We start from the raw sequence: 14,771 nt of genomic DNA on the forward strand, positions 1-14,771 counted from the left end.
CAATGTGATCTGGACGGTGGGCTGCATATTCGCCATCCGGTCTTATCTGGCCAGAAAACACGAAACATGATGGGTTGGTGATCTTCCGGCCCTGTCCCTAAATTCCTTGAGTCACGAGTATTTTGAGACCATCCATGCCAAGACGTATTCTATTTCCCTTCGAAGGTGACACCGTTATTGGCGGCAGTCACGTGTCAGCCTTGAAACTTGCGGCGGCGTTGGACCGGTCGAAGTATGTGCCCCATATCCTGGTCCACTACGAGGCCGGCCCGGCGGCGGAGTATGCCCGATCGCTGGGATTGGACGTCGAAATCCTGCACGATCCCAGCCTGATGTCTCCGGGCGGGCTCAGCTATCCGCGCGATTGTGGCCCGGGGCGATACCTGACTTCTAGCGCATGGAGGCTGGCAAGTGTCCTAAAGCGCATCGATGCCGACATCGTTCACACAAACGAAGGTCGGATGCATGCCAACTGGGTGCTGCCGGCCCGTCTGGCGGGCAGGAAACACATCTGGCACCACCGGCAGGATCCGACCGCGTTCGGGATCAACAAACTGGCGCCGCTATTTTCCGACCACATTATCAGCGTTTCGCATTTTTCGAAGCCCAGCAACCCGGTGCGGTCGGTCGACAAGAAGTTCACCGTGATCCGCAGCCCATTTGATTTCAACCCTGACCCACCGGATAGGTCCGAAGCCCGAGCAGCCGTAATCGCCGAGATGGGATTGCCCGATGACGCGCTGCTTCTCGGGTATTTCGGAAACTTCGTCACGCGCAAGCGTCCCGACCATTTTGTAAGGGTCATCGCGGCTGTGCAAAATGCGATGCCCGACACTCCGGTGCATGGTCTTCTGTTCGGCAGCGCGGCCGAGCGGGACGAACCGTTGCGCCAGACCTGCCTTCGCATCGCAAATGAGGCGGGGACCAGCGAGCATATCCATATGATGGGTTTCCGACAGCCGATCGATGGGTACATGGCTGCAATGGATGCCAATCTGGTGACCGCTCTGGACGAACCGTTTGGCCGTACGTTGATCGAAGCGATGTATTTGGGAACTCCAGTCATCGCGACCCGTCACGGCGGCAACATCGAAGCGATCACGGACTGGGAAACCGGTGTGCTGGTCGACCCCGACGATCCTCAGGCATTCGTGGAATCTGTGCGCAAGTTGCATCAGGACAGAGCGTTGTTCGAGGAGATTTCACAAGCGTCAAAGAACTATGCCCGTGCAAATTTCGGCTTGGATATTCATGTGAACGGGGTTTGCGAGATCTATGATCGGTTGCTCGCTTGATAGCTTGTTCGGTCAACAGCGCGGGTTGTCGAATGTGTAATAGGTATTGCCCGCGACGAATCCATCCAACCCGACCTGGCGGGCATAATGTGCCAGATCCCGAGTTGTATTAATGAAGCCGGAGTTCTTGAAATTGAGCGAGGTGTTGCAGAGCACGCCCACCCCCGACACCGCCTTGAACGCGGCCAGAAGGTCGTAAAAATAGGGGTTCTGGTTGCGGTTGACCGTCTGTACCCGCGCCGAACCGTCGACATGGGTTACTGCGGCCAGGTCCGGATTGGTAACGCGGTAAAAGTCCATCATGTATGGCGAGGGCGCGCTGATGTCGAAGTGCAGTGCAGCATCCTCTTCCAGGCAAGACGGCGCCACTGGACTGTTGCTGGCCCGTCCCTTGATCCGGTTCAGTCGCGTACGTGTCTCCGGGGAAAACGGCGCGGCCAGGATCGACCGGTTTCCCAAAGCGCGCGGCCCAATCTCGCAATTGCCGCGGGTCCAGCCAATGATCTTTCCGTCCAGCAGGTCTTTGGCGATCGTGTTTAGGTTCAGTTCGGTTGCGGTCATACCCTGCGTGTCGATGCGGTCGTCGCAGAAGGACTGGCCGGAATAGACCGACCATTCCAGTTTGGCTTGGCCGGTATAGTGGCGCATCGCGTCCACGGCGGTTCCAATGGCACATCCCGAGTCGCCGGTCGTCGGCGGTACGAAGACCTCACGGAAGAGCCCGCTTTGCTTCCACGCGGTATTCCAGTGTCCATTCAGGCCACACCCGCCGGCGATCAGCAGCGGATGCTTTTCAGGCAGGTTCTGTTCCGCATAGTCGCGAAACATCTGGAATATCGCTTTGGACAGTTTGGTGGCCATGTTCTTCAGCTTTTGGCTGTCCGTTCCAATGTTGAAGAAGGGTGAAGTCACAAAATCGCTTTTGCGAAGTGCGTCGCCGCCCAGGTCCGAGGAAAGCAACCGGTTGATCAGTTCCGTCTCATCCGCATCTGGTGGACCGTCTTCGCCAAATGCGCAGGCTGCCATCAGGCGGCCGGGATCCTGTGGCCGGGGTGAGTTGCCCGTGACCGGAAAGTCGGGGTCGGCGAGGGCATTGAGAAACGCAAAGCGTGTGCCCGGGGCCGTCATCACCTGCCCTCGGTGATGAATGGTCAGGTCGCTGTCGATCTCGTAGAAATCTCCCAATGCGCCTTCCCACAGAAGTACATAACAGGGCTCGCCCAGACGAAAGGGGGACATGGCATAGCTGCACCAGATATGCGCCCGTTCGTGAGTTGAAGAGTAATAATCGACCGACTTGCCAAAAAAGGTTCGTTTGCCAGCTGTTTCAGACCCCGCGCCGATACCGAAGTATCCGGCCCCCGAAGTTGTAACGTGGTCGGCCCCGTTGCTTGACCACCCGCTGAGGGCCAGGACATCCGGCAAATCCTTGAACCATAGACCCGCGTCAATGAACGTGTCAGGCGTAACCGGCGTATAGCGGGGGAAGCTGTTCTTTTCCGCCTCGTAGGAAAACAGCAGACGCCCGTCAGTGCTGTCGACACCTGCAACTGTGCCGTCATGTCCGGATTTGAAAGACAGGATTTTCATGAATAGCCCTTCCCTCGACAAGTCACGGTCCAAAGACCAGGTGTCTCGCAAACAGATGTGACAGTCCGTCGGGTCAAAAATGACGGGGCGCTGACGGATCGAATTAACCGCAAATCCATTCCACGAATACCAAAACAAATGCCACGATTAAGCCTAGCAGAAGCTCGGTGTTTGGGGGAACCCAAGTTCGTAACCGGCTGCCGCCGGGCTTAACGCAGTGGCTATTCGTGAACGAAAGAGCACTTTTGGCGCGATTGTTCACTGAGTGGGTGTAGCGTACCCTGCGCAGTGCCCGGCACCAGACCGGTGCAACAGGCTGACAAGTCCGGTGAATCACACTTGCATGGCTTCCGGTTGGCCGTGAAAGGCTGAGATTTGATCGAGCAGCACCTTCATCCGGGTTGCACCTACCAGCCTCTGACCGTTAACGTGGCCGCGTTATCAGGCAAGTTTTTTGGCCAAGGGTGTTTTAGGTTATGTCAGTAATTTTGGGTTTGGCTACAATGAGCAACAGCGCCGCTGCGCTGTTCAAGGACGGCAAGCTGGTTGCCGCAATCGAAGAAGAGCGGCTGACGCGGGTCAAGAATGACGGGGCATTTCCCCATCAGGCGATCGCCGAAGTTCTGCGCATTGCTGGGCTGAAGTTCTCGGACATCGACGAGGTTGCGGTCTATTGGCAGCCTTGGCGTATGGTCGGCCGAGGTATGGGCACGATGCGCAAGATTTTGCAGCGCCCCTCAGCCGCAAAAAGCGTAACGGCGCGGATCGGGGCACTGTTCGTGTCAGATGCCTCGTCGGACGAGTCACAGGACAGCGGCTGGATGGACCTGTTCCGCATCCGCAAGATCCTGACGGCTGTGCATGGTCCGGCCGATTTCAAGTTGCACTACATCAACCACCATCTGACCCACCAATTGTACGCCGAAGCGATGCGTGACTGGGACAGCTTCGTTTCCCTGTCCTATGACGGTGGAGGCGAGGAAAGCTCGACCATCGTGTCAGTTGTGCGGAACGGCAAGCGGGAAGGTCTGGCGGATCATCGCTGGCCGAACTCGCTGGGTCATTTCTACTCGACCTTCACCGGTTTTCTTGGCTTCAAGATGCTGGAAGGCGAATACAAGATGATGGGCTTGGCTCCGTATGGCAAACCCATCTATCGCGACGCCATCCTGCGCGAAATTCTGATCCTGGACGATGACGGCGGTTACCGCGTGAACACCGCGCTGTGCGACTATCACTCAGCCCTGCGCGGCGAGTTCCATCCACGTATGGAAGAACTGTTCGGCACCCGGCGCGAGCCCGGCACCGCGCCGAACGAACGCCACGTGGACCTGGCGGCATCCGTGCAAGCCGCGTTCGAGGCAGCCCTGCACCATATTCTGGAGCCGGTCCGCAAAGCCAATCCGGACCTGCGCAAATTGGTAATTTCTGGCGGCTGCGCGCTAAATGTCACGGCGAATGGAACGCTGATCGCGGACGGCACGTTTGACGAGGTCATCATTCCACCGGCCCCACATGATGCTGGCTGTGCAGTTGGCGCAGCGCTGGCCTGCATTCCGAGCGAGCAGGTCGATCTGCCCTCGGTCCGCAGCCCATATCAGGGTGCCGATTGGGCAGATGCCGACATCACCGCTGCCTTGGATCAGTATTGTGCGGAACCGCAGCAGGCCTTGCCTGTTGACCAGTTCCTGGACCGTGTGTCCGACCTGCTGGCCGAAGGCAAGATCATCGCTTGGTTCCAGGGGCGGGCAGAGTTTGGCCCGCGTGCTCTGGGTGCCCGATCCTTCCTTGCAGACCCACGCAAGGACAGCATTCGCGACGATCTGAACGTCAAGATCAAGAAACGCGAGCATTTCCGGCCCTTTGCGCCCAGCGTTGCAGAGGAGGCGGCCTCGACCTTTTTCGAGATTGATCAGACCAGCCCCTACATGAACATCGTTGCTCGTGTGCGTGACGATCGGGCGGCAGACATCCCGGCAATCACCCATACTGACCAGACGGCACGCGTACATACGGTGTCGCAGTCGGCGAACCCGCTGTACCACGCCTTGTTGACGCGGTTCGGCGAAAAGACCGGAGTGCCTGTGTTGTTGAACACCTCGTTCAATATCCAGGAGCCCATCGTCTATTCGCCTCTGGATGCTTGCGCGACATTTGCGGCATCGGGAGTGGATGCGTTGGTGATCGGTGACTACGTCGTACTGCGCGAAGCGCTGAAGGATGACAGCGCCCGGGCCCAAGCTGTCGCGTGACCCGGCTGTTTCTCAGCGTCGATTTCGAAGACTTTGCGCATGATCTGAAACGCCTTCTGGGGGTCTGGGAAACCGGGCCCCTCAGAGTTGAGGAGCTGTGGCAAAGCTTTGAAACCATTGATGGCTTCCTTCGCTCACATGGTGGATCGACGGGTTGCGCCGCAACGTTCTTCTGCACGGGGGTCGTGGCACGCGATGCGCCTGATCTGGTGGCCGAAATCGCAAAGCGGGGCCACGAGGTTGCCTGCCACTACTATTTTCATGACAGCATGGACCTGCAGTCTGCGGAGACCACAGACCGTATGCTGGGTCAGGCGCGGCAAGCTTTGGAAGAGGCCGGGAACACCCCTGTTCGAGGGTTTCGCGCCCCGCGTTTTCGATTGAACCGCGCAACGCCTGAACAGTACCGCCTGATTGAACGTCATTTCGACTACGACTGTTCGTCATTCTTCGCCTCGGTGCAGGAATGTGATCGGTTTTCGCAGGAAATGGGGCTGACCACGCTCCGGATCTTGCCGTTGTTCATGACGCCATTGACGGGCAGGGGGCCGATGGTGCGTCTGGGAGGCAGCTATCTGAAGTTCATGACTTCGGGTCTGGCGAGGACATTGATCGAACGGTCTGAACAGGCCGGCATACCGCCGCAAGTTTATCTGCATCCCTACGAGATCGTGGAACCTCGGTCGTTCATGGTTTCACGGGACCAACTCGCGGCCTTGGGAACTGCCAAAGCCGCTTACTGGGCGTTGCGGCAGTCTCAGTGGCTGAACTTTGGCGGCGCGCGACTTCTGCGCAAAGTCGAGGGTTTGATCCCGGCAGGCGGCCTTGCGGGTCGGCTGGATCAGTTGATCGGAGAATAAAAAAGGGGCCGGTCAGTCGACCAGCCCCAGTCATTCGCGGAACCGAGGGATCAGTTCGACGCGGCCATCAGTTTGTCGTTGTGCTCGCGCAGCGAGTCCGAAACGATCGCGTACCATTCGCCGGATTCACGCATTTCGTTCAGGCCCTTGTTCAGCATGGCCAGGTACTGCTTGCCGAACGGGTTCGAACGGTGCGCGATGAAACGCAGCGACGACAGCGAGGTCACGAAGGGGTTCTCGATCAGGTCGTTCTGGTTCAGGCCCATTTCAACCATGGTGTCCGAGAACAGCTGGACCTCGAAGGTTGCAACATCTGCAGTGCCGGTCAGCACGGCATCCAGACATTCCCGCGCGGTGATCGGCTGCATCAAGGTGATGGTGTCGCCATTGATCAGACCTTGCTGTTCCAGATCGTGGATGAACCAGCCGTCCATGCGGCAGATGGTCGACCCTTTCAGCTCGTCAAAGGTGGTCGCGTTGGCAAACTGGCTTTCGGGCAGGGTGTAGAAACCGACCACGATGTCATAGACTGGGACCGACGAGTCGAACTGCGTGCAGCGCACCTCGGTTTCCCAGGACCATTCGTAGCTGCGGTTGGTGCAGTCCGGCATGTTCCATGCCATCGACACGTCGAACGCGCCCAGCGGCAGCAGGGTTTCCAGGTGCGAATTCCAGTCGTCAACAAAGCTAACCGAATAGTCGCGGGCGTTGCCGCCCCGCTGCAACGAGGTGGTTGCCAGACGCGGGATGATGCCACCGCCATTCAGCGATTCATCTGCGAAGGGCGCCCAGCCGTTACCGGTGACCAGTTTGATCGGCGGCTCATAGACGCTCGAGCGTTTCACGCTTGCAGCGCGCTGTTCTTCCGCGGCGATGATTTCCTGCGCGCTGCGGCCATTCGGCAGGCTGCCGTCTTCACAGGGCAGGGCCAGAACGATGCCCGGCTCAAGCGAGTTCGGGTTGGTGATGACGTTGCGGTTTGCGTTGAAGATCGGCTGGTAGTTCGATGTGCCGTAGGCCGCAATGGCGATGGTTGCCATCGTGTCACCGTCCTGAACCGTATAGTTGGTACAGGCCTCCTGAGCGGCGGCGGCGCCGGCGCTGAGGGCGGTTACTGCGGTGGCTGCCGCCACCAGTTTCTTCAGATTGATTTCAAACATGTCCACTTCCTCCAGACTTTTGTTTTGTCAGACCTTGCCGGCCCTTATCCGTTTTCCATTTGGTACCGCAGGGCGGTCGAGACGATGTCGCGCCATTCGCCCGATTGCTGCATGATCGCCAGACCCTGATTGAGCGTCTCGAGGATCGCTTCCCCATCCGGATTGTCCTTGTGGGTCATGACGTTGAGCGACTTGATCGCCGCCAGGTTGGGGTTTTCGATGATCTTGTGTTCGTAGCCCAGCCGACCGATGGCCTCGACGGCCAGATGCGCTTCGATGGCGACCAGGTCAGCCCGCCCGTCCATGACTGCGTGGAAACACTCGTCCGGATCGACGGGGCGCAAGATGGTGATCGCAGGCTCATAAAGACCTACAGCGTCCATGTGCGAGGTTGACCAGCCCTCGGGGCGGCAGATCGTGGTGCCGACGAATTCCGCGTAGCTGAGCGAGGTTTCGTAGCCTGAGCTATCCTTGGCGAAGAACGTGTCGACCACTTCGTAGAACGGGTTCGAGAAGTTGTAGGTCTCGCACCGGTTCCGGTCGCTCTCCGAAAGTGCCTCGGCTTCTTCGCAATTCGGGCGCGACCAAGGGAACGTGGCATCGAAGGCCAGGGTGGGCATCAGCAGGTCCAGATGCGACGACCAGTCGTTCACGAACTGGATCTTGTAGGCCTGTTCCGGCGCCGCCCGCAGCATCGCGGTTTCGACTAGGTTCGTGTACAGACCGCGATTGGGCAGGGCTTCGTCCGTAAACGGCGCGTAGTTGCCCCCGGTGATCAGCAGCAACTGCCGGTCGCGGATCTCGGGGCGGGTGCCGTCACCGGCGTTGCGGATCAAGGCGGCACCTTCTGCGCGGGCGGCCTCGATTTCCTTCTTCGCGGCTGCCTTGGCTCCGATGACAGCCTTGTCGCTGGCCTGCTGGGCCTCCGCAACGCGGGCTTCGGCCTCGGCAATGGCCTTAGCGGCACGTTCTTCCGCGGCCTTGACCAGTTCGGCTGCCATCTCGGCGGCCATGCGCTCGGCCTCGGTTTCCGGTTCAGGCGCGGCGCGGCCGACATCCTCGAGGCAGGGGAAGGTCAGAACGTCGCCGACGCGGATGATGTTGGGGTTGGACCCGATCGTGTCGCGGTTGGCGTCGTAGATGATGCGATAGTCTTCGGTCGCATAGACCTTGATGGCCAGTTCACGCAGGCTGTCGCCGCGCTGGATCTCGTAGGTCGAGCATGCCTCTTGCGCCGAGGCTGCCCCCGTTGCTGCCGCCAGGGCAATGCTGGATATGATCAGGTGTGTTCTCATGGGTCCTGTTGCTTTGCTTTTGCTATTGTCGGGCCGTTTTGATGACGGCGATTGAAATGTTGTCCTGATCCGGATCACCCTTGGCGATCAGTGCCTTGAGGAGGCTGTCGGCGATGTCCTGGGAGAGGGCCGAAGTGTTGTCCTGAAGGATGGACTGGATGTCGTGGTTGCCCAGATATTGCAGCCCGTCACTGCCGAGGATGAGGAGGTCATCGGTCGTCAGTTCCAGCGCGTCTTCGGGGCAGTCTACCTTGGGGATCGCCGCGCCCATGATGACCGAGGTCAGCTGGTTGCGGTCGGGATGGGACTGCGCTTCGGCTTCGGACAGCTCCCCTCGGGTTACCTGTGCGTCGATGACCGGCGCCATCGAATGATCTTCGTTGATCTGAGACAGAACGCCGTCGCGGAACAGGTACAAAGGGCTGTCGCCGATCGAGATCCAGAACACTTTGTTGCCCAGCAGCAGAACTCCCAGCAGGGTCGAGCCCATGTTGAAGCCTTGGTGCTGGTCGTCGCCATACCCCGCCACGGCCGCGTTGGCCTGCATTGCGGCCATGGGCAGCGCATCCAGCAGCGTATTCTCGGTCAATTCCGGATTTTCCAGAACTGCGTCGAGCACTTCGCACCAGGACTTGACCACCAGATCCGAAGCCACTTCGCCGGCGGCGTGACCGCCCATGCCGTCTGCCACCACGACATAACCGGCGTTGGCGGCATCAAAGACCCGTGAGGCAACCGCGTCTTCCTGCGTGTCGCGCTGACCCTGATCCAGGATCAGTGCAATGTCATATGCCGGAGTAGCCAGCATCCGTTATGCGTCCCGCCAGTCGAAGTTTTCGTCACAGAAGGCCACGAACCGCAGCGATGTTTCGCTGATGCGGATCAGGTCGCCGCTGGACAGCGGCACGGTGCTGAGGACGGGTTTGCCGTTCAGGCGCACAAGGTTTGCCTTGCCGCCATGGCCCAGATAGCATTTGCGGTCTTCGGGGTCATAAGCAATGACGGCGTGGTTCGACCGTGAAATCCCGGTGTCGCCAAAATCCAATTGGATCGCCTGGTCATCGTTGCGGCCAATCTGCATCAGCCCTTCGGTCAGCGTGATGCTGGACCCCCGCCCGGGGCCACTGGTTACTGCCAGCCAACCGACCGGGAATGTCGCGCCTGCGGTTTCGGTCTTGGCCACCGGTTCGGCTGTTTCGATCAGTTCCTGCACATGTGTGTCAGGGCGCTCGAACCCGAGGAAGGTGGTCTTGACGCGCGACCGACGATCCGAGGCCGGCGCTTCGGCGACTTCCGGTGCGGCTTCGGGTTCTTCGGGCTCGGTGGCCACAGGTTCGGCATTTGCCGCTGCTTCGTCCGGGGCAGTTTCGATTGTAATGGGTTCCGGCAACTCGAACGGGGTCGGCGCCGAGGCCTCTTCCTCTTGGACTTCCTCCAGATCGGGTTCGGCAGTTTCGGCCATGACCGACTGGATGGTCTCTTCTTCTTCGGTTGCCGCAACGTGCAGCGTCACGACCTGTTCGGCTTCTTCCGGCGCTTCAGGCGCGGCTTCGGCTGTTTCTTCGCTCTCTGTTGCCTCTTCCACCGTCTGTTCGGTCTCGGCGAAATCGGGCATCTTCTCTTCAGGGATCAGCTCGTCGGTTTCCTCGTAGCTGTCCGTGCTCAGGTTTCCACCAGCCAGAGCCTGGCGCAGTGCATTGAAGTCCGCAATCGGCTCGGCCTTGTCTGTCGTTTCGACTTCGGGTTCCGACCCTTCGGCTTCTTTGGTTTTGCCGGCACCCTCGAGAAGCCGGCTGAGTGGGCTTTTGTATTTGAACATGGTGTCGACACCTTTTGACTACTTGCACGGGCTTAGGTAACCCGTGGGGCTGCTACGAACCTCTGCGCATGGCGCAGCGGCACTTATGAAGTTGGAAACCTGAAACACTCTTACCTTTCGCGGCGGGCCGGCCCCCACCAGGAGGGCCAAAACACGGCATCCTCCTCAGCAAACACAAACTGGCGGATCAAATACGTACCGGTATGATCACTCCTGCGCCAAAGGCATCACGGCGGTTGTTTCCGACCCGTTTCTAAGCACAACCAACCGTGCTTCGGGCTTGTTTTCGGAAACCAACGCGTTCAGCGCGGTATCCAGACTGTCGGCAGCAATCATCTCAGTTCCCGAGACAGTCTCGCGGACAAGAATGTCGCCGGTCTGCAGGCCACCTGCCGTTGCGGCCGGTGCTCCGGCAACAACCGTCTGCCATTCGGGCAAATCGGCGCCGCGGGCTTCGAACGAGTAACCGTTGGCCAGCCCGAACTCGCGGATTGCGGGCAGGGCCAGCAGGCCGTTCTGCGCGCGGGTCTGTCCGATGGGGCGATACCGCGCCGCGACACGGATATAGCCGTCCGGGTCAACCTGAAGGTTGTCCAGAACCTGCGCGGCAAGCGTCGTTCCGGCGCGCACAGGGCTGCCGTTCAGGGTATAGATCGCTGCGCCTCGCTGAACCCATTCACCGATCGTGGACATGTCCTGGTCGGCATCCACACCGGTGATGGCGATGATGTTTCCGGTCGAGGCGCGCCGCTGCGAAGTCGAGAACGGGATTTTGACATCCCAATGGGCATAGCTGACTTGGGTCTCGGCCAGATTGACCGGAGCGCTCGGTGCAACCGCCGCCACTTCGACAGGTTCTTCGGGCTGCGCCGCTTCTTCCTGTGTTTCCACCGCCGGCGGTGTGACAGCCGCTGCGGCCTGCTCGACAGGCTGGTCTTCTGCCACCTGCTGTTCTGTTTCGGTTGCTGCTGCGGTTTCTTCTGCCTTGTTTGCTTCGGGCGCGATCACTGGTTCGGCCGTCTGCGTTTCGGCAGGTTCGGCCGTCTCGGTGGGCGTCGCGGTCTGGATCGGTGTCGGGTCCGTCTCGGTCGAGCCGCCGGACATCACGAAGAATCCACCAGCGGCCAAAATCGCGATTGCGGCGACACCCGCGATCAACTTGCCGTTGCCGCCCGATCCTTTTTGGACAACCGTGTCCACTGCTGCTGCGGGCTCGTCCTTCTGGGCAAAACTTGCCGGTCCGTCGTCGTTTTTTTCGCCATGCCCAAGAGCCAGATCGGAATTGCCGGCCAGCAGGGCTGTTACAACCGCTTCGGCGTTTTCGCTTTCGGCTTTGATGCGGGCCTTTTCGGCCTCTTCGTCCTTGCGGTCCAAGGCCACGATTACCGAAACGGGGCGATAGGCAAAGCTGTCGAATTCGACACCGGGGCCGCGGAACATCCGCAACCAGTCCAGTGCAGATTGAAGGCGGTCAGTCGCGTGGACCTCCATGGCCTTGTCGATCGCCCCAAGGAAGCCATCCGGGTAACCTTGGAAGCGACCGGTCAGCGGCTGATAGGGATCTTTCTGTCCGTTGTTGAAGGCATTCAGGCGCGATTGGCCGTCGATCGGGCGCTCGCCGCTGATCGCGTGGTAGAGCGTTGCCGCCAACACATACAAGTCGCTGCTGGGACCCTGCTCGGAGCCGCGCACGTAGAACTCGTGCGGCGAGTACCCATCCTTGATCACCCGAAGCGTCAACAGGGCCGCCGATTGGTTGGCAGCCTGTTCGCGCGCGGCGCCGAAATCGATCAGGATCGGTTCGCCGTTTTCGTCGATCAGGATGTTGTCTGGCGAAATGTCCCGATGCAGCATCCCGCTTTGGTGGATGAACGACACCGCGGACAGCATCTTTTCGGTGACTTGGACGATAAAGTCCGGGCCGGTTTCGGTCTTGGGGTCCTCAATGTAATCCAGCAGATCGCATCCGCGGATCAGGTCCATCGCGATATACGCAGTATCGTTGTCTTCAAAGACCTGGTGCACGTCGACGATATTGGGGTGGACCAGGCGAGCATGGTTGCGGGCTTCCTGAATGAACAGGTCGATGATCGCGCGCAGGTCGTCCTTGAAGGCCGGATCATTGGGTTCGACCAGGTCACCGTTGCGGCGGCACAAGGCACCCGGATAGCATTCCTTGATGACCACATCGCGTTCGAGGCTGTCACGCGCCAAATACGTGATGCCGAACCCGCCATTGCTGAGGAAGCGAAGAATTTCGTACTGGCCGCGCAGCAGTTTCGCGCCCGGTTGCAGACCTTGAATTTGAGGTTCGTCGTGCGATGCACCGACAGCCTGGTTGTGGTTCATTTCTTCCCGCCCATCATTCCAAAAACTTGCGGCCAAAATAACCGGGCAATCAGCCCGCGAACACACAACCAACACAACCGCAGGACACTTGAGAACGGTTAGACGTTTCAAATTTGACTTTAATGGGGCCGCCTCGTGGCTTCACTGAGAACGGCTTCGGACGCAGATCAATATATTGATGTAAGTGCTGATAAAGCGCATATATGTAGTGTAGACCGGCGAACGAAAAGGATTCAGTCCGGGCGCCAGACGACCCATGGTCCACGGATTCGAAACAATGGAATCATGATTCCAGTGTTAACGATTCGCCGCGCCGCGGCTCAATCTTTGCGGGAATGACTCAGGTTCCGGTCTTCGGAGGGGCCGAAGCGACCGTGCTGCCGGCCCACGCCAAGTTGTCGCTGAGCTGCGCCAGTATGCTGATCGCATCCTTGAGTGGCCCTTCGCCGCTCTCGAATTGAAGCAGCAGAAGCAGGTCGGTTGCCTTTTCGAACTCGCCCGGAATCCAGTCGGCTTCGGGGTCGATCTCGGACCCGTTTTCCAGCCGTTCAGCAAAATCCTCGACAATTTCCTGACAGCTTTGCAGGAAGGCGGCCGGTTCGATGTCCGAACTGTCGCGCAGGTCCTCGTAAATGCTGGCGATCGCCGCCAGCCAGTCTTCGAGGATCGGGTTGTCCAGCGGCGGCAGCGCAGATTCCAGACTGGGCTGTACCGTTCTGGTGTCCGAGGCAGCGGGTTGTTCGCCCGCGCCGGTCAATGTCTCCAAGAACGGCAGGAAGTCAGCGGCAAGGTCCTGCCGCGCGGCCTCCAGATCCGTTCGGCGGCGATGCGACGCAATTTCAAGCACCTTCTCCGCAAGGTTCTGGCCGCCGCAGGTTTCCCACAAGGCGAAGTCCGGTTCCGGCTCTTGCGCCATGGCGCGAACGGCAACTGGTGTCCCGATCGGTACGATCGCGCGGAACATGCCCGACTTCTCCTTCTCCAACCGCGACAGAACGCGATCGAGGGCGTCGCGGACAGGGGGCAGGTCCGTGTGAGTGACGGCTAGCAAGCTGTTGTCGCGCAGGTTTTGCGGGACTTGTGCCCACAAATGGCGCTCGGTCTCGCGCCAAGCGTTGGTTCCGTTCGTGCACCAGATGGCGCAATCGACGAATTTCAACAAATCAAGCGTTTGTTTGTAAGTGTCGTCCAGCGCACCGGAGCCGGGCAGGTCGAACAACGAGATTTCGCGCAGGGCAGGGGTGTTCAGCCCCACCGAGATAAAATCAGGATTGTCGGCCGCGGCCTTTTCCAGGGCGATGCCGGAATAAACCTTTGGCTCGCGGTCCCACCACCCAACGGTCGTTTCAGGCGTGTCCGCATAGGTGACAATCACCAGAGGCAATTTCAGATGTTGCGGACCCGTGGGCAGGATGTCAGCTCCGGCGAGCATGTTGGCAAGGCTGGACTTCCCGGCGCCGAATTCCCCGGCAAAACCGATTGAAACCGCGTTTGACAAACGCTCGGCGTGGGACTGTGCCCGCGCGCGCATGTCGTCCAACTCGGGCGTGGACGGAAGGCGTTCGGTTGCGGTCAGAAAACGGTCAAGCTGACGCACTTCCGTCTCGGTTCCGGGAAATTCAATCACTCGGCGGCCTCCGCTTGTCGTTCGTCGCTGTGTTCAGCGCCAAAGGTCGATTGCAATTCGTCCGCGATCCGGCGTGCGCGGTCGAAATCGACCTGCGCCTGGGTGCGCTCACATGTCTCGCCCGTCGCGGTGCGGTTTTCAAGATGCCCGGCGAGCAGGGCCAGGAAATGATCCAGAGCGGTGTTCAAGCGCTCCAGCAGGTTCTCGCGTGCGGTATCGATCAGATCATCTCCGATCATCTCGAATTCCTGCACGATCATGCGCTCGGCGCGAGAGACGACGGATTTCCGCGAAATCAGACGCGACAACCAGTTCACCCGCAACTCGACCGTAATCCCTCGGGTCAATGCGGTGGTATCCGGACGGAACCAGCGCACGGCACTGGTGTTCATACGGCTGTCGGTCGGCTCCTGCCAGCCCGGCAGGGACCGCAGAGACGCGTTGGCCTGCATGTCGATGGCATAGAGTTCGCTGAGCATCCGCTGGCGAATGACCTGAGTCGCACCCTGCACCAGTTCGCGCAT

The 14,771-nt window shown here is 59.7% G+C and carries 10 protein-coding genes and 1 pseudogene; 3 read left to right on the forward strand and 8 right to left on the reverse strand.

Translation table 11 applies throughout. The annotated features are described in order from the left end of the window. The first annotated feature begins 134 nt into the window (after window positions 1-134). Window positions 135-1,295, forward strand: coding sequence for a glycosyltransferase family 4 protein (locus AC2FM5_RS16570; RefSeq protein ID WP_496736889.1), 1,161 nt, complete (start codon window positions 135-137; stop codon window positions 1,293-1,295). Window positions 1,296-1,307: 12 nt separating this feature from the next. Here the strand turns inward: AC2FM5_RS16570 and AC2FM5_RS16575 are convergent, their stop codons facing one another. Further along, complete coding sequence (locus AC2FM5_RS16575; RefSeq protein ID WP_496736893.1) at window positions 1,308-2,885, reverse strand: carbamoyltransferase C-terminal domain-containing protein; 1,578 nt, start codon at window positions 2,883-2,885, stop codon at window positions 1,308-1,310. Between the two features lie 476 nt (window positions 2,886-3,361). Between AC2FM5_RS16575 and AC2FM5_RS16580 the strand changes: the two genes are divergently transcribed. After that, entirely contained in the window at window positions 3,362-5,137 is a 1,776-nt protein-coding gene (locus AC2FM5_RS16580) for a carbamoyltransferase family protein (RefSeq protein WP_302477052.1), read from the forward strand. After that, window positions 5,134-5,997 carry a polysaccharide deacetylase family protein gene (locus tag AC2FM5_RS16585; RefSeq protein ID WP_496736899.1) on the forward strand — a complete coding sequence of 288 codons (864 nt, stop codon included), beginning with the start codon at window positions 5,134-5,136 and terminating at the stop codon, window positions 5,995-5,997. Before AC2FM5_RS16580 ends, AC2FM5_RS16585 begins: the two co-directional genes overlap by 4 nt. Window positions 5,998-6,047: 50 nt before the next feature. On the opposite strand, the gene AC2FM5_RS16590 is transcribed toward AC2FM5_RS16585, so the two are convergent. The 7 genes and pseudogenes from AC2FM5_RS16590 to AC2FM5_RS16620 form a co-directional block, all read right to left on the reverse strand. Further along, the gene (locus AC2FM5_RS16590; RefSeq protein WP_170341645.1) at window positions 6,048-7,157 is read right to left on the reverse strand and encodes a transporter substrate-binding domain-containing protein; all 1,110 of its coding nucleotides are present in this window, start codon (window positions 7,155-7,157) and stop codon (window positions 6,048-6,050) included. Window positions 7,158-7,201: 44 nt separating this feature from the next. Further along, window positions 7,202-8,452: a type 2 periplasmic-binding domain-containing protein gene (locus AC2FM5_RS16595; protein ID WP_496736905.1), complete on the reverse strand. Its 1,251-nt coding sequence runs from the start codon at window positions 8,450-8,452 to the stop codon at window positions 7,202-7,204. Window positions 8,453-8,474: 22 nt separating this feature from the next. Continuing rightward, a complete protein-coding gene (locus tag AC2FM5_RS16600) occupies window positions 8,475-9,260 on the reverse strand; it encodes a PP2C family protein-serine/threonine phosphatase (protein WP_496736907.1) in 786 nt (261 codons plus the stop codon). Between the two features lie 3 nt (window positions 9,261-9,263). Further along, window positions 9,264-10,271: an FHA domain-containing protein gene (locus AC2FM5_RS16605; protein WP_496736909.1), complete on the reverse strand. Its 1,008-nt coding sequence runs from the start codon at window positions 10,269-10,271 to the stop codon at window positions 9,264-9,266. A gap of 207 nt (window positions 10,272-10,478) precedes the next feature. Continuing rightward, window positions 10,479-12,620, reverse strand: coding sequence for a serine/threonine-protein kinase (locus AC2FM5_RS16610; protein WP_496736911.1), 2,142 nt, complete (start codon window positions 12,618-12,620; stop codon window positions 10,479-10,481). 340 nt (window positions 12,621-12,960) lie between these two features. After that, entirely contained in the window at window positions 12,961-14,247 is a 1,287-nt protein-coding gene (locus tag AC2FM5_RS16615; RefSeq protein WP_496736913.1) for a dynamin family protein, read from the reverse strand. Continuing rightward, window positions 14,244-14,771, reverse strand: a pseudogene (locus tag AC2FM5_RS16620) (dynamin family protein); the annotation flags it as partial. The pseudogene AC2FM5_RS16620 and the gene AC2FM5_RS16615, both read right to left, overlap by 4 nt.

The sequence above is a fragment of the Ruegeria sp. BHSA162 genome (assembly GCF_059613385.1).